At 29.7% G+C, this 20,959-nt stretch carries 18 protein-coding genes; 15 read left to right on the top strand and 3 right to left on the bottom strand.

The annotated features are described in order from the left end of the window. The first annotated feature begins 20 nt into the window (after positions 1–20). The 3 genes from NPA11_RS00955 (at position 21) to tuf (ending at position 5,004) form a co-directional block, all read left to right on the top strand. Positions 21–1,382 carry a hypothetical protein gene (locus tag NPA11_RS00955; RefSeq protein WP_257043779.1) on the top strand — a complete coding sequence of 454 codons (1,362 nt, stop codon included), beginning with the start codon at positions 21–23 and terminating at the stop codon, positions 1,380–1,382. Between the two features lie 354 nt (positions 1,383–1,736). Then, on the top strand, positions 1,737–3,356 hold the full coding sequence (locus NPA11_RS00960) for a CTP synthase (protein ID WP_257043780.1): 1,620 nt from the start codon (positions 1,737–1,739) through the stop codon (positions 3,354–3,356). A 460-nt stretch (positions 3,357–3,816) separates the two neighbouring features. Further along, entirely contained in the window at positions 3,817–5,004 is a 1,188-nt protein-coding gene (tuf, locus tag NPA11_RS00965; RefSeq protein WP_257043781.1) for an elongation factor Tu, read from the top strand. Between the two features lie 57 nt (positions 5,005–5,061). On the opposite strand, the gene ffh is transcribed toward tuf, so the two are convergent. Beyond that, the gene (gene ffh, locus NPA11_RS00970; RefSeq protein ID WP_257043782.1) at positions 5,062–6,399 is read right to left on the bottom strand and encodes a signal recognition particle protein; all 1,338 of its coding nucleotides are present in this window, start codon (positions 6,397–6,399) and stop codon (positions 5,062–5,064) included. 284 nt (positions 6,400–6,683) lie between these two features. Further along, positions 6,684–7,142 carry a hypothetical protein gene (locus NPA11_RS00975; protein ID WP_257043784.1) on the bottom strand — a complete coding sequence of 153 codons (459 nt, stop codon included), beginning with the start codon at positions 7,140–7,142 and terminating at the stop codon, positions 6,684–6,686. A 378-nt stretch (positions 7,143–7,520) separates the two neighbouring features. Between NPA11_RS00975 and infC the strand changes: the two genes are divergently transcribed. From infC to NPA11_RS01025, 10 genes are all read left to right on the top strand, one after another. After that, entirely contained in the window at positions 7,521–8,099 is a 579-nt protein-coding gene (infC, locus tag NPA11_RS00980; protein WP_257043785.1) for a translation initiation factor IF-3, read from the top strand. Further along, positions 8,080–8,268: a 50S ribosomal protein L35 gene (gene rpmI, locus NPA11_RS00985; RefSeq protein WP_036434280.1), complete on the top strand. Its 189-nt coding sequence runs from the start codon at positions 8,080–8,082 to the stop codon at positions 8,266–8,268. The genes infC and rpmI overlap by 20 nt, the downstream gene beginning before the upstream one ends. A gap of 68 nt (positions 8,269–8,336) precedes the next feature. Continuing rightward, a complete protein-coding gene (rplT, locus tag NPA11_RS00990) occupies positions 8,337–8,684 on the top strand; it encodes a 50S ribosomal protein L20 (protein WP_257043786.1) in 348 nt (115 codons plus the stop codon). Positions 8,685–8,758: 74 nt separating this feature from the next. Continuing rightward, on the top strand, positions 8,759–9,388 hold the full coding sequence (locus tag NPA11_RS00995; RefSeq protein WP_257043788.1) for a thermonuclease family protein: 630 nt from the start codon (positions 8,759–8,761) through the stop codon (positions 9,386–9,388). 69 nt (positions 9,389–9,457) lie between these two features. After that, positions 9,458–10,489, top strand: coding sequence for an ECF transporter S component (locus NPA11_RS01000; RefSeq protein ID WP_257043789.1), 1,032 nt, complete (start codon positions 9,458–9,460; stop codon positions 10,487–10,489). A gap of 5 nt (positions 10,490–10,494) precedes the next feature. Beyond that, entirely contained in the window at positions 10,495–12,903 is a 2,409-nt protein-coding gene (locus tag NPA11_RS01005; RefSeq protein WP_257043790.1) for an MAG1360 family OppF-related protein, read from the top strand. 121 nt (positions 12,904–13,024) lie between these two features. Continuing rightward, positions 13,025–13,729 (top strand): purine-nucleoside phosphorylase, encoded by a 705-nt coding sequence (deoD, locus tag NPA11_RS01010; RefSeq protein WP_257043791.1) that lies wholly within the window; start codon positions 13,025–13,027, stop codon positions 13,727–13,729. A gap of 1 nt (position 13,730) precedes the next feature. After that, positions 13,731–15,026, top strand: a complete 1,296-nt coding sequence (locus NPA11_RS01015; protein ID WP_257043792.1) for a pyrimidine-nucleoside phosphorylase — start codon at positions 13,731–13,733, stop codon at positions 15,024–15,026. Positions 15,027–15,039: 13 nt separating this feature from the next. Further along, positions 15,040–15,702 carry a deoxyribose-phosphate aldolase gene (gene deoC, locus NPA11_RS01020; protein WP_257043793.1) on the top strand — a complete coding sequence of 221 codons (663 nt, stop codon included), beginning with the start codon at positions 15,040–15,042 and terminating at the stop codon, positions 15,700–15,702. 90 nt (positions 15,703–15,792) lie between these two features. After that, on the top strand, positions 15,793–16,392 hold the full coding sequence (locus NPA11_RS01025; RefSeq protein WP_306429073.1) for an FMN-dependent NADH-azoreductase: 600 nt from the start codon (positions 15,793–15,795) through the stop codon (positions 16,390–16,392). 169 nt (positions 16,393–16,561) lie between these two features. On the opposite strand, the gene metK is transcribed toward NPA11_RS01025, so the two are convergent. Next, positions 16,562–17,713 (bottom strand): methionine adenosyltransferase, encoded by a 1,152-nt coding sequence (metK, locus tag NPA11_RS01030; protein WP_257043794.1) that lies wholly within the window; start codon positions 17,711–17,713, stop codon positions 16,562–16,564. A gap of 294 nt (positions 17,714–18,007) precedes the next feature. Here metK and NPA11_RS01035 point away from each other — a divergent pair, with 294 nt between their 5' ends. Both NPA11_RS01035 and NPA11_RS01040 read left to right on the top strand, forming a co-directional pair. Then, positions 18,008–18,289, top strand: coding sequence for a putative quinol monooxygenase (locus NPA11_RS01035; protein ID WP_257043795.1), 282 nt, complete (start codon positions 18,008–18,010; stop codon positions 18,287–18,289). 247 nt (positions 18,290–18,536) lie between these two features. Continuing rightward, a complete protein-coding gene (locus NPA11_RS01040; RefSeq protein WP_257043796.1) occupies positions 18,537–20,891 on the top strand; it encodes a P68 family surface lipoprotein in 2,355 nt (784 codons plus the stop codon). Positions 20,892–20,959: the final 68 nt, after the last annotated feature.

Below are 20,959 nucleotides of genomic sequence, written 5' to 3' on the forward strand. Positions count from 1 at the left end.
TTAGTAATATAAGGAGAAAAATGACAAAAAAAGTCAAGTGATTATCGCTTGGTCCAATCTCGATAGCACCTATTTTTGTGGCTATGAGTTGCAATACCCAAGCTGAACCAAAAGACAATAATGTACAAGATAGTGATTTTAGATCAAATGATTTAACAAAATTAACTTCAAAAATTTCACAAGCTAAAATTAATTCATTGCCAGAAAATGACAAAAATACTGTTAATTCATTAGTTGAATTATTTAAAGCTAATAACGAATTAATTGATAAATATGATCAAATCACAACAAAAGGTCCAGACGCATTAAATGGTAAATTTGGGCAAATATTTAAATTAATTGATGGAAAAGATAATAATTTATCAATTGTTGCTATTGCAAACAAAATTGCCTTAAAAATTAAAGCAACAGCTAAAGAAGGGAAAGAAGAATTAAGTAAAATTAACAAGTTGTTTGAGCACGTTGTTTTCAACAAGTTAGAAGATTTAACTGCTGATTTAAGAGAAGTCTTTAAAGACTATTCAAAAACCAAAATGCAAGAAAATTCAGTGAAATTAGTACAATACATTCTTCAAAAATCAAATAATAAATCAGATATTAAATACCTTGATGAAGAAGCGTTACCTTCAAACCAATATTTAGATAATGTACTTAATTCGCTTAATCAAGAAGTCACAAATATATATTTTGATGATAAATACTTTAATCAAACACAAAAAAATAGAACAATAGATTCAATCTTGGAAAAAGATTTTTCTTCATCTGAATCAACTGATGAACATAACCATGAGCATGCATCTAAAAATAAAATTGAATCTAATATGTTATTAGTTCAAATTAATGAATACAAAAAAAGCGACTCTTTTTCAGATAAGCTTAAAAATCTTACTAAAAAATTAGAAACTCAAATTCATGAAGATATTAATCTTCCAGTTGATCCCGAAACCATTGATTCTGAAGAAGAAATCATGAAAAAACACTCACATAATCACAAACATGATCACGATCATGGGCACAGTCACGAAACTGATGAAGAAAGCCATTCACACTCACATGCTTTAGCTAATTTAATGTACGATTTTTACCAATCTGTTCAAATTTTAGTTAAAAAAGTTAAAGTTAGTGAATTAGTTGAACAATTAAATAAATATAATCAAACTTTAGATAATGATCACAAAATTGATCAAGAAATTACAGCATTATCAAATTCTTTAGAAAATCTGAAAAAAGAATTTTCAACTTCAGTAGTCGAAAGTGCAAATGAGTTCTTTAAATCAACCGTTTTGCAAACAGACAAAATACACAATTTGATTATTAAAAGTTCTAAACTAGCTAATGTAACAATTAGAAACACAAAAACCAAATTGGCAAACGAAGAATAAAAATCTAACAAAAACAAAGAATGGCAAGCAAATCAAAGCTTGCTTTTTCTTATGAATTATGAAATATTTTCCAAAAAATATTTTTCTTAAGATTTTTTTGTTCTAATGATAAATATTTCCTTTTATAATTATTATAAAAATCAGCAGATTTTTTATTTATATATTTAATTTCATTGAGTTGACTTTTTAACTATAAACTGCTTTATTATTCGTTTGAATAGATAGCAAAGAAAAAGGTAAAAGTTTAAACTTTTGTTCTTATTTAAGAAAATTTATTTATTTTTCAGACATATTATGAAATTACTTATTTAAATCATTTTAAAACTTATCAAACACAGAAAGGACATTTTATATATGTCTAAAACTAAGATTATTGCGCTAACAGGTGGAGTTTTTTCATCCTTAGGAAAAGGATTAGTTTTAGCCTCGATTGGCCGGATTTTACATACTCAAAAATTTAAAGTAGCTACTCTAAAGCTTGATCCTTATTTAAATATTGACCCTGGGACTATGTCTCCAGTGCAACACGGAGAGATTTTTGTCACCCATGATGGAATGGAAGCAGATTTGGATTTAGGACATTATGAACGTTTTTTAGATTATCCAATCTCAAAAACTTCTTCTTTATCAGCTGGTCAAATTTATCAACAAGTTCTAACTAAAGAACGTGCTGGTGATTACTTAGGTAAAACAATCCAAATCGTTCCACATTTAACCAATGAAATTCACGAAAGGATCAATCAAATTATTGATAGTGATCCTGATTTAGATTTCTTGCTTATTGAGCTTGGAGGTACTGTTGGGGATATTGAATCATTACCATTTATTGAAGCATTACGTTCATATAAGTTCCATGATTCCACACGACAAATTTGTTTTATCCACGTTTCTCCGTTGATTAGATTAAATATTGGAAACGAAATTAAAACCAAACCAACTCAACATTCAGTTATGAAATTAAGAGAACACGGAATTATTCCTAATGTTCTAATTTTGCGTACCAGTTATCCATTTGATCAACAATTACATGAAAAAATTGCTTTATATTGCAACATTGATAATGATAAAATTTTCTATTCACAAGATGTTGACAATATTTATCTATTACCTCAATTGCTGTATGAGCAAAAAATTCACACTAAAATCTTTGAATTTTTTAAATTAGATGATCCAAGAACTAAGAATGATTTATCATCATGACTAACTTTTACTGATAGCATTGTTAAACTTAAAAAATCAACCTATAATGTGGCTCTTGTCGGAAAATACGTGCAATTAGCAGATTCATACCTATCAATTATTGAATCATTTAATCTTGCTAGTTATCATTTAGGAATTGATCTTAAATTAACTTTAATTGACGCAACTAAAATTAAATCTTATAAGCAAGCACAAGAAATGCTTGGTTCTTATGATGGAATTTGTGTTCCGTATGGATTTGGAAGTAGAGGAATTGAAGGCAAAATGTTTGCCATTCAATACGCAAGGGAACATCAAGTTCCATTTTTAGGAATTTGTTTAGGAATGCAGTTAGCTGTAATTGAATATGCTCGAAATGTGTTAAAGCTTACCAAAGCTAATTCAATGGAGTTTGATGTACAAACCCCAGATCCGCTTTTTACTATTCAACCAACCTTTCATAACACCAATCGTTTAGGAGGAACTTTATCTTTAGGAAGTTCTCAAGTTGCTATTAAACCTAATACCTTAGCATATGAAGTTTATCAATCATTAAATATTGTTGAACGTTATCGTCATAGATATGACTTTAATCCACAATATTTAGATAAATTCAATGACGGAAACTTTGTTTTTTCAGGGGTAAATAGTGCTGGAGCTGAATCTTTAATCGAGTTAAAAAACCATCCATTTTTTATCGCTTGTCAATTCCACCCTGAATTTTTATCTAAACCACTTAAACCACACCCATTATTTGTTGGTTTATTAAGTGCATTAATGAAAAAGAACCAATAATTACAATAAAAGTTAAAATGTTATATGAAAACACTCTTAAATTAATGTGCATTTTAAGTTGATTTTTTATCTAACTTTTCGCGTGTATTTTAAAATAAGAGTGTTTTTGTTTTTAAATGAAACAAAATTGTTTTACATTATATTAATTTTTTGCTTATCTTTATTTATCTTTTTTCATAATCTACACAAAAACAGGATATTTAGAATAATATAATTAATTTATCAATGATAATTAACTCTGAAACTTTATCTATATGATGTTCTGAATTTTTCTTTAATATGGTAAAATTTAAATGCTAATTTCAAACGGACAGGTTCTAGTTGAAAGACTAGACTATGGTGGTTTTAGCGCTAAAACAATCGTAATTTGACAACACGTTTATTTTGAAAAAACATATTACGAAAATTATTTATATAATCATAAAATTTTATTAACAAATAAAATAGAAAGGATATTATTATGGCAAAAATAGAGTTTGATCGTAGTAAAGAACACGTTAATGTTGGTACTATTGGACACGTTGACCACGGTAAAACTACATTAACAGCTGCGATTGCAACTGTTTTATCTAAGAAAGGGCTTTCAGAAGCACGTGATTATGCTTCTATTGATAATGCACCTGAAGAAAGAGCACGTGGAATTACTATTAACACTGCTCACATTGAATACGAAACTGAAAAACGTCACTATGCACACGTAGACTGTCCTGGACACGCCGATTATGTTAAAAACATGATTACAGGAGCTGCTCAAATGGACGGAGCTATCTTAGTTGTTGCTGCAACAGATGGTCCTATGCCTCAAACACGTGAACACATTCTTTTATCAAAACAAGTTGGTGTTCCTCGTATCGTTGTTTTCTTAAACAAATGCGATATGCTTGAAGGTGATGAAGAAATGATTGAGCTTGTTGAACTTGAAATTCGTGGACTTCTTTCAGATTATGGATTTGATGGAGACAATGCACCTATCATTCGTGGATCAGCACTTAAAGCACTTGAAGGTGATGCAAAATACGAAGAAAAAATTATGGAACTTATGGATGCTGTAGATACTTATATCGAAACTCCTGTTAAAGAATTTGAAAAACCATTCTTAATGGCTGTTGAAGACGTATTTACCATTACCGGACGTGGAACTGTTGCTACTGGACGTGTAGAACGTGGAAAATTAACACTTAACGAAGAAGTTGAAATCGTTGGGCTTAAAGCTACTAAAAAAACAGTTGTTACTGGAATTGAAATGTTCCGTAAAAACCTTAAAGAAGCTATGGCCGGAGATAATGCAGGTCTTTTACTTCGTGGAGTAAACCGTGATGATGTTGAACGTGGACAAGTTCTTGCTAAACCAGGATCAATCGTTCCTCACACTGAATTTGAAGCTGCAATCTACGTACTTAAAAAAGAAGAAGGTGGACGTCACACTCCATTCTTTAAAAACTATAAACCACAATTCTACTTCCGTACAACTGATGTTACTGGAGGAGTAGAATTTGAGCCTGGACGTGAAATGGTTATGCCTGGAGAAAACGTTAACCTTAAAGTTAAACTTATTGCTCCTATTGCCGTTGAAGAGGGAACTAAATTCTCTATTCGTGAAGGTGGACGTACTGTTGGTGCAGGATCAGTTACCAAAATTCTTAAATAATAATTCAACCAAAAAAAGGAACAGTACTAACTGTTCCTTTTTGCATGCTGTAATTGATTAAAATAATCCACCAAAACTACCAGATTTTAATTTTGAACGCATCTCGCTCATTCGTTTAGACATAGCATCAAAATCCGAAAGCAATTTATTAAACTCTTGAGCACTTCTTCCACTTCCTTTGAGGATACGTTCCTTACGAGAAGCGTTTCGAAGCAATTTAGGATTATTACGCTCTTGAGCAGTCATTGAATTCATTAAAATTTTATACACTTCAAGCTTTTTTTCAGCTCCTTCAATATCTTCCTCTCTAACTTTATTAGCAAATTGACCTGGGAGCATTTTGAGAATTTTTGAAAATTTACCTAATTTTTTAATTTCATTGATTTGATCGAGCAAATCATTTAAATTAAAGTTTCCTTTAAACATTCGTTCAATCATATTGCTTGCTTTATCAACATCAATTGAACTTTCAACTTTTTCAATCAAGCTGAGCACATCACCCATTCCTAAAATCCGATCAGCCATTCGATCAGGATAGAATAAATCTAAGTTAGAAACCTTTTCTCCAGTACCGATAAATCTAATTGGAAGGTTAAGAACTTGTCTTAGTGAAAGTGCAGCACCTCCACGAGCATCTGAGTCTAGTTTAGTAATAATTGAACCAGTTAACTTTAAGTGTTCGTTAAAAGTTGAAGCCACATTAATAATATCTTGTCCTGATAGTGCATCAGCCACAAAAAAGATTTCGCTTGGAGAAGCGATTTTTTTCACCTCCACTAATTCTTGCATTAATTTTTCATCAATTGATAAACGTCCAGCGGTATCAATAATAATCAGATCGTTTTGATTGTTTCTAGCGTGCTCAAGTGCATTAGTCACAATTTGTGCCACCGGTGTGCTAGTTCCTTGCTCAAAATAATCCACATCAATACTTTTAGCTAAAGTGAGTAATTGTTCAACAGCCGCTGGCCGATAAATATCAGCAGCGACTACGAGTGGTTTTTGAACATACTTTTTCTTTCTTAAAAAGAAAGCTAATTTGGCACTTGCAGTAGTTTTCCCTGAACCTTGTAGTCCGCACATCATGATAATGTAAGGTTTTTTATTAATTTGAATTTCAGTGACTTTATCACCTAATATATGCAATAATTCTTGGTGAAAGATTTTTACCATTGTTTGGTATGAATTTAATTTACCAATCACTTCGCCCTGATTTAGAGCTTTTTCTTTAACATTATTAATAAATTCTTTTACTACTTTTAAGTTAACATCAGCTTCAAGGAGCGACATTTTAACTTCGCGAATTACTTCTAAAACATCTTGCTCATTGAGTTGAACTTTTTTTGATATTTTTGCTAAACTTTTTTGTAATCTTTTCTCTAAAAAATTAGTCATGTTCTAATTATACTTTAATAAATGAGCTTAAAAATAGCTTTTCAAATGAGTTAATTTGCCTATTTTTTAAAATTTGCTAAAATATATTTAATAATTTAACATGACATTATAAACAAATTCAAAAGGAAATAATATGCGTAAAGTTGTTAGAAGAAAAAACAAAGAACGTGCTGAAAAACGTGCACACAAGCTTGTTCTTGAATTGGCTCGTGATAAAAGAAGAGCTCAAAGAGCCCAAGAAACAAACTAAAAGCGTTTTTATTAATTATAAAAAGCAAACAAGATTAATTCTCTTGTTTGCTTTTTAACTCTTGAATGATTTGCTCAATTTGATTTAAATCAGCATTAATAATTTGTTGATTATATGTTTCTTGCAGTTGTTGTGAACTCTTTAAAACGATTTGTTGAGCTTGATTTTTCAAACTAATTAGTAATTTAACTATATTTAATAAAGATTTAAATCTTTGTTCAGGTGTTTGTGATAAATGATCTGTATCACCCAATTTAATTGAGTTTAAAATTGACATATATTTTTCTTTTAAACTTAAAGAAAACAAACTTGAATTATTGATTAAATTTTCAATATTTTGATTATTATATTTAATAAATTGTTCATGTGTTTGTGAACCTGAGATACGAGAATTTTCTTTTCTCAATATAACAGTATAAGAAATTATCCCTGAAATTAAAGCCCCAGTAAATAAAACCAAACCAGCTACAGGAAGAATTTTTTTAAATTTCATAATTTATATTATAAATTAATAAATTATTTATCAAACTTTTACCACAATGTTAGCTTATAAAAATTTACGGGCATTATTTTTTCTTTGATATTTGTAGATTTAATCATAAAAAATCCATTTTGAATATTTAATTAGTTTTTTTAATAAAACTGGTAAAATAAAAAGGCAATAAACATTTTAATTGCAGAAAGTAGAATTCACTTCTCACCTGATGGCCAATAGCCTTGGGTTTTGCTACAATTAAATGTATCAACAAATAATCAAAAGTTTTTTGATACCTTTTTTAGTAGAGAAGTGGGGAAACCACTTTTATTTTATTTTTAAGGAGTAATTATTCAAAGTCAAAGAAAACAAAAAAGACCTACCGCTGAACACTACGTGGATCGTGCCATTCCATTTAAACAAGTATTTTTAATTGGCTCAAATGGAGAACAATTAGGTGTTCATTATACAGTAGACGCTATTGAAAAAGCGAAAGACGAACGTAAAAACTTAGTTTTAATTGCGACCGAGCCAAAGCCTATTGCTAGAATTTTAGACTATGGAAAATTCAAATACGACCGTAAGAAGAAGCAAAAAGAAGTCAAAGAAAAGCAAACCAATGTTCAAAATCGCGAAGTTCGTCTCACTCCTTTTATTGGTGATAACGATTTAATGGTTAAGAGCCGAAAAGCTCGTGAATTCCTGCTTAAAGGGGATCGTATTAAAGTATCACTCAAACTAAGAGGACGTGAAATCGGAAGAAAAGATTTAGGATTTGCAACTTTAGATAAGTTTTTTAAAACCCTTGAAGATATTGCTGAAATCACTAAAGAAGCTAAATTAGTTAACGATCGTTTCTTAGACATGAATCTCCAACCAAATAAACAAAAAATCGCTAAATATCTTAAAGAATTAAATTCTAAACAGCAAAATGAAGCTAAAGAAGGAGAAAATAATGCCAAAGATGAAAACTAAAAGTGCTCTTAAAAAGCGTATTAAAGTCACTGGGACTGGTAAAGTTTTAAGAGAACAAGCTTACCGTTCACATTTAGCACAAAATAAATCAACAAAACAAAAACGTCATGCAAGAAAATCAGTTCTAATGTCAAAAAGCGACCTTAAGAGATTTAAACAAATGTTCTAATTTTGATTGTTTTATTTATTTTTAATCACATATGAATTTAAAAAATCATACACAGAAAGGAAATAATTATGGCAAGAGTTAAAGGCGGAACAGTTACAAGAGCAAGACGTAAAAAATGATTAAAGTTAGCTAAAGGATACTTTGGGCACAAATCAATTGGTTATAAAGTCGCTAAGCAAGCGGTTGTGAAATCATGAACATACGCTTTTAGAGATCGTAAACAAGTAAAAAGAAACTTTAGAAAATTATGAATTGCACGGATAAATGCTGCAACTAGAATGCACGGAATGAGCTATTCACAATTTATTAATGGATTGAAAAAAGCAAATGTTACCATTAATCGTAAAATGCTTTCAGAACTAGCGATTAATCAACCAGATACATTCAAAACATTAGTTGATTTAGCAAAAAACTAAGCAAATAATTAAGACAAAGCACGTATTTGTGCTTTTTTTCTTAAATTTAGAGTTATTTTATTATTATTTAATAAATGTGAAGAATAATTATCCTGCTTAAAATCTTGTTTTTAACTCTCTTGAGCGTTTCGTGTGCTAGTGCAAACGTTTATCTTACACCTAAGAATCAAGTTTCTATCCCTTTAAATAAGAATAACAATCTTGAAAAAGGTAAGGTATTACAAATTTATGACGGAGATACTATTTTAGTTCAAACCGATCGTTCAACTATGTCGCTTCGTTTTTATGGAATTGACACACCTGAAACTTTTAAACCAGGCAAAGATGAAAAATTATCTTTATATGAAGACTTTTACGCACAAAAATCAACTAAATATTTACAGAGTTTAATTTCGATCAATCAAGAAATTTACTTTACTCAGCAAGCAATTGATAAATATAATCGAACCATTGCTATCCTTTTTACCAATTCAGAACAAAGCCATATTAAGCAATCAATTAATTTTAAACTTGTTGAACAAGGATGAGCTCGAGTTGCCTACATTTGTTATAGCAAATGCCATGAATATAATGTTAAAAATGATTATCAAAAAGAGTTTTTAACTGATATTTTGCAAGCTCAAAGCAATGCTAAATTCAATAAAAGAGGAATTTGAGCTCAGCAAGAAGCACTTGTATTCCACAAGAAATGAACTCAAAAATAATCTTGTAAGTAAGATTATTTGTTCAGTGATACCTTGTATTTTTACAAAAATAGAATAAAATTTATAATAATGTTAAAAGACAAACTTTCTTTCTTTAATAAGCCTAAGGGGTATTACAATTGATTTGGACCAAAGTTCCGTGATCTTGGTCTTTTCCAACGTTGAACTATCAAGAAAATGGTTGTTGTAGCAATGCTAATTGCTATTTCAGTTGCCTTTACCATCATTTCTTCACAAATTGTTCCGGTTGCTTCAATTCCGAGTTTTAAAATTGCTTTTATCGGTTTACCGGTTAAAATTACTGGATTTATATTCGGGCCAATTATCGGATTCTTTGTTGGCTTAATTGCTGATTTATTATCGCTTTTATTTGTGCCCCCAGTGACCTATCATATCTTATACACACTAGCCACTGCTATGAATGGTTTAATTGCAGGAATTGTGGGTTGATTCTTTATTCGGTTTTTAAATTATGCTTTTAATAAAGAAATTAAAGCTCGTAATTATGAGTACAAAATTTGACGTTTAAGCCTGAAACTGAATTTAGCTATTAGCACAAAAAACACTAAACAAATTCAACAAATTTCAGCTAAAATTATTAAATTTCGTAATTTAAGAGACTTTGTTATGCGTTATGGGATCATTGAAAGATTACAAACTATTTATATGATCATTTCAACCATTATTATCATAAGTATTATTATTTCAATAATTGCAATCGGATTGCAAATTCCTGATGCATCATTTAAAGACATTCCAGTAATTAAAGGAAAAGCTCCTGTTCTTACTTTTATGATTACCGGTTATACAGTGATGTGCTTATTTGTAATTATTGGCAGATATTACATTAGTGCAGCTAAATATTTTGTTTTTGCTCCAATAATTGTTTTTTCATCAATTTTAGAATTTGTCAATCTTCCAATTTTAGCTTTAGCTGATTCGCTTGGATTAGGAAACGGAACTAATGAATTGTTATTCTGAATTATCAGTCGAACTGTTTTTAGTCCCATTAAAATTTGATTTAATATTTTTGTTATTTATTTTTCTTATTCAGTAATTTATAAATTAGTCAACAAGAATAAAGATAACACTTACAATTAGAAAATATGAGAAAAGAAAATTTACTTTTAACAATTTGAAATATGTTTGATTATTCTACTCAAAACGGTAAAAACCGTTTTTTAAATATACCACGGATTGATGTGTACGAGAATATTCCGGCTGCTTTTTATATTGATTCGGCTTATAATAACTTTTCTTATTCATTTTTTTGAGAAAATTTTATTCAAAAAAATAATAATACCGTTTCATTATGGTTTGAAGATGCCCAAAATAAAGGCAAACAAGTAATACTTAAAAAAGAAGAAATTAAAAAGTATGTTAGTTGCTTTAAACTAAAAAACATCATTCAAGAACAAGATAATCATTTACCCATTTATAAAATTTGAAAAGATTGTCTCAAAGAGCACAATACCGATCAAATCGCTAAAACAGATTTAAAAAAGATTTTTACTTTATTTGAAATACCAATTAAGAACGCTTTTTACAGTATTTTATTCCAAAAATCTGAATTTATCATTAACCTTAACACAGAATTGGTTCGAACTATGCAATTTTTAGAAAATAGCATTCACACTAAAGGAGGAGTTTTTTCAAAGGATGATTTATTGGGATTAATTGAAAACTTCAATAAAAAAATCATTCTAATTCAAAACGATTTATTTAATCAATATTTTGAAATTTTTGATGAATTAATTGCACATTTAAATATTTATTCGCAAAGCGGAATACTTGAAAATGGAGCTCATCAGCAAAGAGAAATCAAAGAATATAAAATTCAACTTAATTATTTAAATAATGTTTCTCAATCTTCAATTCAAAAAGTACATAATGATATAAAAATTAGAGATACTTCATTTGAAATTGATTTTTATAAAGAATATAAAAATATTGTGTCTTCGCAAGGAATTAACCAAATTCAAGTGATTAAAAAGCACTGAAAAAATCAGCTTTTAACTTTAAAAAATCATCCTAAAAGATCCAGCTCCGACACTTTTGCTAAAACACATTTATACCGTAATTATTTTTACATAAAATCAGTTTTAAAGTTATGGAATATGCATCAAAACAAAATTAAATATGCTTCAATTGAGCAAATTGCACAACTTGATAAAGCGATTATGAATGAACGTTTATTTTTCAATGTTGTAAGTAAGAAGAATATTTATCATGCTTCATTGCTTAAAAAATACTTTACTTATAAAATTATTGAAGAGGATTTTCACAAGATTGCTCAATACATTTATCAGGCATCAGAAAACCGCCAGACACAAATTCAAGATAAAATTAACAATTTACAGAGAAAATTATCTAAACTAACAAAAGAACATTTTGAGCAAAGCCCACTTAAGCGAAATGTGGCTAAAATTAAGTCACTAGAAGAAAAAATCAAGTTGGCTGAAGCCGATTTACAATGAAACAACTTATCAGAATTAAAACTTTACAAAAGTAAACTTAAAACTAAAAATTTAAAAATCAAACAACTTAGTGTTAGTGTAAAAAAAACACTTAAAACTGCCCTTTCTTTTTTTAAACATATTAGTGATCTAATTCGCCTTCATCGAGATAAAAATGATATTTTAATTGATGATGAATATATTAATTTTGAAAACTTTTTCACACAATACATAGATTTAGAAATATTTAATGACTTCATTGTTTTGCTCAGCAATTTTAGCTTAAATAAAAATAAAGATACTAATAAATTTGTTAATTATTTCTTAGGGGTTTCTAAATTTGTTAAATCAATCAATTACTTATCAATTAATAGTATTAACTTGTTTTATCCATTTAAAGAACTCAACTTTTTAGAAGTAGCTAAATTAGAACTGGTTAAATATTATCTAAACCAAAGTAAAGTAATCTTTATTGAAGATGACCCAGAGATTAAAAACCACAATATTAAAAATGAGTTTTTTAGAGTTTTTAAGAATATTGCTTACGAAAATGATATTAACTATATTTTTCTATCTCAAGATACTAAATTTTTATTTGAAAATTTTGAACATATCCACATTTTTTACAACAATACAGCAATTGAAGGAGGTGAACTTAAAAATGTTTTAAGCAATCCACTTCATCCATTAACTCAAAAAATTCTTAACAAAAAAGCAACAAAAAACGCTTCATTAAACAATGTTTTAGAAGATTATATTTTTAATGAATTAATTACTCCTGATCGGAATAATTATCACTATATTTATAGTAAATATGGGAATTATAAAAAATGAAAAAATTCCCAAATTGAAGTTCAAAAAAATTTCTTAAACTATAATGATCAACCTTTAGATCTTAATTTGGATAAATTTGTCGAAATCAATTTATCAAGCTTTTTTCAAAACACAGAATTTGAGCTAACAAACATTACTAAACTCAAACCGCTAATGCGAAAAATTTTACCAAGTGATTTTAAAAAAACTACTCCAGAATCGTCTGCAAATGAAAATTCATTTTAATACCAAATAATTTGGCATTTTTTCATTTAATCTAATAAAGATTTAAAACTGGTAAAATTTAAAGTAGAATCTATTTAATATCAATAGATATGCCGCAATTTAAAATAACAAAGGAGCAACAATGACACCACACATTAATGCTAAAAAAGGAGAAATAGCCAAGTTAGTAATTATGCCGGGCGATCCCAAGAGAGCTGAATTTATTGCTCAAAACTATTTAGACCCAGATTATAAACTAGTTAATTCAGTAAGAAACATGTTCATGTTTACTGGGACCTACAAAGGAAGACCTGTCACTATAGCCGGAAGTGGAATGGGATGTCCTTCGATCGGAATTTATTCATACGAATTATTCAAATTTTATGATGTCGATACCATTATTAGAGTTGGTTCAGCCGGTTCATATCTTAAAGAATTAGGATTATACGAACTTGTACTAGCCACTGAAGCGTATGCAGATTCAGATGCATTTAGAAGAATGGCACTTGGAAAAGAAGGAAATGTTGCCTACCCATCACGCAAGATTAATACTCAAATTCAAAAAATCGCTCAAAATTTAGACATTAAATTAAATTTAGGAAGAGTTCATTCTTCAGATGTATTTTATTCATCAGTGCCATTAAATAAACGAATCGAACAAACTAAATCAATTTGTGTTGAAATGGAATCATATGCACTTTTTAATAATGCTGAATTAACCGGCAAAAAAGCCGCTTGCTTATTAACTATTTCAGATAATTTAATTACCAAAGAAGAAACAAGTACGAGCGAACGCCAAACAGCATTTACTAAAATGATGGAGATTGCTTTAAATTTAGCAAAATAAAATGCGTGTAGTTGATTTAATTGATAAAAAACGACTTAACAAAGAATTAACCGAAGAAGAGATTAAGTTTTTAATTAACTCATATGTACAAGGAATTGTTCCAGATTATCAAATGAGCGCCTTTCTAATGGCTATTGTCTTTAATTCAATGAGCACTAAAGAAATTGCTCAAATGACTAAATACATGCTTTATTCAGGTAAAATTATTGACTTAAGCTCAATTCCAGGGATTAAGGTTGATAAACATTCTACGGGTGGTATTGGTGATAAAACCACTTTAGCAGTTGCTCCGATTATTGCGTCATTAGGAGTTCCAGTTGCTAAAATGTCTGGTCGTGGACTTGGACATACAGGCGGAACAATTGATAAGCTCGAATCAATTCCTGGTTTTCATATCGAACTAAGCGAACAAGCATTTTTAAAGCAAGTCAAAGACTATTCAATTGCAATTATTGGTCAAAGTGAACAATTAGTTCCTGCTGATAAAAAACTCTATGCTCTTAGAGATGTTACAGCAACAGTTGAATCCATCCCGCTAATTGCTTCAAGTATTATGAGTAAAAAACTTGCTACTGGAGCGGACGCAATTTTACTTGACGTAAAATGTGGGAATGGGGCATTTATGAAAGATCTAGACTCGGCCCGTAAACTTGCTCAAACTATGATTGACATTGGAAAGGAACTAAATGTTGATGTTCGGGCCGAAATTACTAATATGTCCCGTCCAATTGGTTGTGAAATTGGAAATAAAAATGAAGTTCTTGAAGCTATAAGAACTTTGCAAGGAAATGGCCCAAGTGATTTTGTTGAATTAGTGTATTCTTCATGTACGACCATTTTATTACAATCTAAAGTCACTGATAATTATCAAAATGCACAAAAAATGGTTCAAGAAGTTATTACTAATGGTAAAGCATTAGAAAAATTTTACCAATTTATTGCTCTTCAAGGTGGAAATGTTCAATCTTTAAAAGACCCATTATTTTGAAATCCAAAATACAAATTAAAAGTTAAAGCTGAGCAAGAAGGATATTTAGAAATTTTTAATGCTCTAACTTTTGGAATTGTTTCAATGAAGCTTGGAGCAGGTCGAGCTACAAAAGAAGCAAGTATTGATTTTGAAGCCGGAATTACTTTGAATAAAAAAACCAATGAATTTGTTCAAGTTGGAGATGTACTTTTTACGCTATATTCTTCTAATCCAATTAATTTAGAATTACTTGAAGAACTAAAATTTGGATATAAATTTAATGCTCAACCAGTTCAAAATAAAATAATTTTAGAAAAACTGCAATAAATAAAGGAAAAATATGAATTACAACAAAATGATTGACCACACTTTTTTAAAACCCGAAGCAACTAGTAAGGATATTGATAAACTAATTGCAGAAGCTCAAGAATATGAATTTAAAACTGTTTGTGTTAATTCTTCATATGTTAAATACGTTAAAGAAAAATTAGCAAACTCAAAGATTGGAATTACTGCAGTAGTTGGGTTTCCGCTCGGAGCTATGATTACTCAAGCTAAAGCATTTGAAGCCAAACTTTCTATTGATCATGGAGCTAGCGAAATTGATATGGTTATGAACATAGGCCGTTTTAAAGAAGGTGAATATGAATATGTTTTAAATGATATTAAAAAAGTTAAAGAAGCATGCGGCAATAAAGTACTTAAAGTAATTATTGAAACCGCTTTACTCAGTACAAACGAGATTAAAAAAGCTACTGAAATTGTCCTTAAATCAGGAGCTGAATTTATCAAAACTTCTACTGGATTTAGTTATCGTGGTGCTAATCTTGAAGATGTCCAAATCATGAAAAGTGTTGCCGGAGATAAATTATTAATCAAAGCTGCTGGTGGAATTAGTAATATGAACGATCTTATTGCTATGTACAATGCTGGAGCGTCTCGTTTTGGAACCTCACGGTCAGTGGCAATTATTAAAGGACAAAGCGACAAATCAGGGTATTAAAATTGTTAAAATTTCGCATTTTTAATTAACTTTTTAAAATATTTGTTGATAAAGTTATAATTATAACAACAATAAATAAGGAGCGTAATTATGGCAAAAGTTTTATTTTTAGAAGGGAACCTTAGCAAAAGTGAAGTTTCATACTCTTCACAAATGCTTTATGAGTTTAAAAATCAATATGCACTATCTCACCCACAAGATGAGTTAGAAATGATTAACTTAAATGACACTGAATTTGCAAAAAATTTCTTACACTTAGATAATTTTTCAGCTTTTTGAACTGAAGTAAACGCTGATAAATGGATTAGTAAATTAAAAGAAATTGATAAATTAGTCATTTCATGTTCAATGACCAATTTTGGACCAAATTCCGTGGTAAAAAACTTTATTGATGGAATTGCATTGGCTGATAAAACCTTCTCATACAAATATTCAAAAAAAGGCGAAGCCATTGGATTACTTGATCATCTTTCAGTAATGATTGTTGCATCTCAAGGAGCACCAAGAGATTGGTATTTATGAGGAAGTCACATTGAATGATTAAAAGGAACATGAAAATTCCTTGGAGCTCATACCGTTGATACCATTGAAATTGCTGGAACTAAAATTGAACCAATTAAAAGTTTAAAACCAGCTGAGTATGCTTTGAGTCAAAAAGATCAATTAATGATTAAAGCAAAAAGTTTTTAATTAATATACATAAGAAAAATCCTCTCAAAAAGAGGATTTTTCTTATGTTCCAGAGCTAGAGTATTATTAAAAGATTTAACCTTATAAAAGGTTTTAAATTTTCTATAGTTTTAAGTGATTCAAAGTGTAAAAATAATGTTTAATTTCTTTTTCTGAAACTATTTTGAAGTTATTTTGTTTGGTGTCTTGCAATAAATTCTTTTAATTGTTCTACTCTATCTAAACGTTCTCAAGTAAAATCAACTTCATCACGTCCAAAATGGCCATAATATGAAGTTTCAAAGAATTTTGGTTTTCTTAAATCAAGTGCATTGATAATACCTTTAGGAGTTAAATCGAATAATTGTTCAACTGCTTGTTCAATTAAATTCACATCAACCTTATTTGTCCCAAAACATTCAACCATAATTGAGACAACTTGAGCCAGACCAATTGAATATGCAATTTGAATTTCAACCCGATCAGCTAAACCAGCAGCAACAATGTTTTTAGCAATTCAACGAGCAGCATAAGCCCCTGAACGATCCATTTTAGTAGCATCTTTACCTGAAAACGCCCCACCACCATGACGAGCAGCTCCGCCGTAAGTATCCACGATAATTTTTCTTCCGGTTAATCCAGTATCTCCTAATGGACCACCGATAACAAAATTCCCTGTTGGATTGATTAATAATTTATCAGGAAGAGCTAAATTGTATTTTTGAACAGCTTCAGCAAGAACGCAATTCTTAATAAAATCTTCAAATTGTTCTTTATTATATTTAGCTGAATGCTGAACACTGAATAAAATAGTATCAATCTTTGTTTGCTGTGGATTGGTGTAATCTAAAGTCACTTGTGATTTCATATCGGCTTTAGCTCATTTGAATTTTCCGTTCACACGATATTTATCAGCAATTTTAACGATTTCATTAGCGAGCATAATGGCCAACGGCATGTATTGCGGGGTTTCGTTAGTAGCATAACCAAACATAATTCCCTGATCACCGGCCCCAAGTTCTTGTCCGTTTTGCTCACCAAGTTCTACCCCTTGGTTAATATCACTTGATTGTTCTTTAATATCTACAATAATGCTGGTTTTGTATGAATAATATCCTAACTCACGCAAAAGATTTTTTGCTATTTCAATCACGTCAATATCAACATTAGATTTGACCTCACCAGCAATAACAATCATATTTCCCGATGCTAAAGTTTCAATAGCAACTTTAGCATGCGGATCTAAGGTTAAATATGAATCTAAAATGGCATCAGAAATTTGATCACACACTTTATCTGGGTGACCTCTTCCTACTGATTCGCTAGTAAATAATTTTTTCATAAAATCTCCTTTTTAAAATATATTTAAATTAGCAGGAGAGTATAAGAAGAAAGCATGTTGGATTTCTCCCTGACTATCCACCTTACTTAAAAGGTTGGCAACGGTCAAAGCTGTCAAGCTACCGTATTCTGTATGCTAATTTAGAATTTAATTATAACACCAAAACCGGCTTATTAACAAAATGTTTTTATTAAAATTAGTTCAAAATTAGACTTAAATTTTGATAAAATAAAGAAGGCATTGAATGCTATAAATTATTATCTAAGAGAAAACATCGACATAAAAGGAGATTTAATGATCTTTGCTAAGGCAACTCTTTATCAAGTCAAAGAGGAAAAACTTAAAGGTTTTATTGATTATATTTACATCCTAACCAAGAAGACTCGTATGTTATCAAATAATTTGTCTTTTGAATATGGATTTAACGGCAAGGATATTATTCTTTTTGAAAGATGAACCAGTTCGCAAGAATACCAGAATCATATTAAGACTGCTGAATATTCAAAAGAATTGTCAAGTTTGGAAAAAATGTCAAAAGATGTTGTTGTTCTTTACCAAATGGACACATTATCATAATAGCTAGCGTCACTTAGAAAGTGAATCATTTTGCTAGCTATTTTTTATAAAAATAAGAATTTTTACTTTATTTTTAAAATGCACCTCAAGCAATGTTCTAAAAAAGGCCGAAAATGTGGAAATTTCTGAAACAAAGGCCACAATTTAAGTTATTAAAAAATAAATTTGATAAAATGAATGTGTAAAAGAATAGTCTAGAAAAAACATAAGTACAAAGACACAAAAAACACAAATCAAGGAGAAAATAATGACTTCAAAATTTAAAAAACTTATATTAGGAGCATCTTCTGTTCTTGCCAGTTCAAGTTTTATGCTTTCAGCAGGATGTTCATCATCTAGCTCAGAAAGTTCGCCATCAAATCCTAATACAGGGACAACTGATCCAGGTTCTTCAACCGATGTTTCGCCAGAACACAATCAAAGAATACTTAACTCAGAACTTGGTCCTAATCCAGATTCAAACAAACGTTACACTTCTGATGTACAACCCAAAATCAAAATTGGGGTAACTTGATCTGAAAGTCAAGTACAGTTTAGTGCTCTTAAGTCAGTTATTGATGAATACAACAAATTAGTAAAAGCAAAATCTAATGATATTGCACCCGGAGCAAAAGAAGTAGAAATTAAAAAACTAGGTTCAGGATATGACTCTGGACCTGAAAAAATACTTCAAGATCTTAAAGCTCAAAACAAAAGCGAATTTTATAATTTAGTATTAAATTATCCTAACGTAGCCTCAAAATTAGCTAATTTTAATATGCTTTTAAGTTTTAACGATGCAGACCCAGCATTTGATACTGATATTTCTGAATTTTCAAAAGGTTTTCAAAAACCAAACAACGAAATTGAATACGTTAGAAATCAATCAACATATGTTCTTCCATTTGCAAAAAGTACACATGCTTTTGCTATAAATGCACCTGTGCTTAGCTATTTAATTGAAGAAATGAAAAAAGCTGGAGCTAAAATCGCAACCGATAAAGACACAACAGAGTTTATAGAACAAGTTAACAAATTAGGGAAAGATGACAGAAGCGGTGTTATCAAAAAATGAGGAACTGCAAGACAGGGAGTTAAAGTTGATTTAGAAATTTCAAAAGCAACATTTGAAAACTACAAAGATCTTTTTGAATTTGCTAGACAAGCTCAAAAATTATTTACAGAATCATACAACAATGGTAAAGCTATATCTGAAAAACCACACGTTTTTGGCATTACAGATCCTATATCATTTTTTGAAGTATCAGTTTATTCACATGTTAATGGTAAAGACGAAGAAAGCATTTCATATACTACAACAAATGATGGAGTAGTGACAGCTAGATTTGATGCATTAAAAGGTGATGGAACAGCTCATTCAATAGGTGGTGAAATTTATAATGATCTTGAAAGCGCAGTAAAAACCGGAGCAGTTAAAATATTCCCTAAAGGACAATATCCATCAAACCAACAAACCCAACATTTAGTTGCTTTCTCAAATGGTTCAACATCAGGATATACTCATAACTTTATTAAAGAAGGTGAAAAAATTTACGACAGAGGTATTGCACAAATTAAGGATGATTTATCAAAAAATAATGGAACATTACTTACTATAGATAAAAACAATCTAAGAAGTGATGTGGTTGCAAAATTTGGTAAATATGGAAATTCACTTTATAAATCTACCTACACACCAAATGAAAGTGATGGATTTAATTTAGTATTTGCAAGCGCAGATGATGAAAAAGCATTTACTGATGCGACTAAAGATAGAAATGGTGTTCCAAATGACCTTCTTATAAGAATTTCTAACTACAACAAGGATAAAAAAGATTTCCAAGATCTAGTAAAAGAAGCAAAAGAAAATAGTATTTTTGCCGGAATTGCTAAAACCGCAAGTACAAAACCAGAAGAAGCTGCACAATTCCTTTTACTTTACATTAAAGATGCAGTTGATGTAAAACAAAAAACTATAAAAGTTCCAGTAGATCCAAAAAATAAAGACGGAGAAAAAAAAGACCAAACTGTTCTTGATAAAGTGTCATTTAAAGGTAATGCATTTAATGACTTTATTACTAAATATAAATTTGTTTTAGAATCTAAAGAAGATCAATTAAACGAAAATGAATTAATTACCTTAAGACCACCACTAAAATGAACTAGAGAAGACAAATTAAATGTTGTTTTTGGACAAGGTCCTTCTCTTTTTGGGATTCATACAAATGCAGAAGATGATCGTGCAACCAAAGCATTTGTTAAATGATTAACATCAAGTAAAAAATACTTATTTGGCGAAGGAGCTAAAAAAGAGAAAAAAGAGTTAACTCCTTCCGAATATTTCGACAAACAGTCTGGATATATAACTGCAAATAAAGACTTTGTGAACATTGATGCAAGTATTTTTGGTAAAAATAAATTTACTCAAATGGCCGTTAATTTATTCAAAGATGGTATAACAAAAGAAGGTTTTACTATTTTTGAAGAACCTGCTTCAGATAAATCAGAAACATTTAGAAAATCAGTTATCTCTGCTTTTGATTTATTACAAAATTCAGCCGAAAATAGTGATACTCCACAAAGCTATCAAGATTTTATTAGTAAAATTAATTTCCCACAATAATACGTCTTTATTAATTCGTTAAAAAATAAAATTTATGCATATAAATTTTATTTTTTATAAAACAGGAA

It is taken from the genome of Mycoplasma sp. 1578d, assembly GCF_024582695.1.
GTDB lineage: Bacteria > Bacillota_I > Bacilli_A > Mycoplasmatales > Metamycoplasmataceae > Mycoplasmopsis.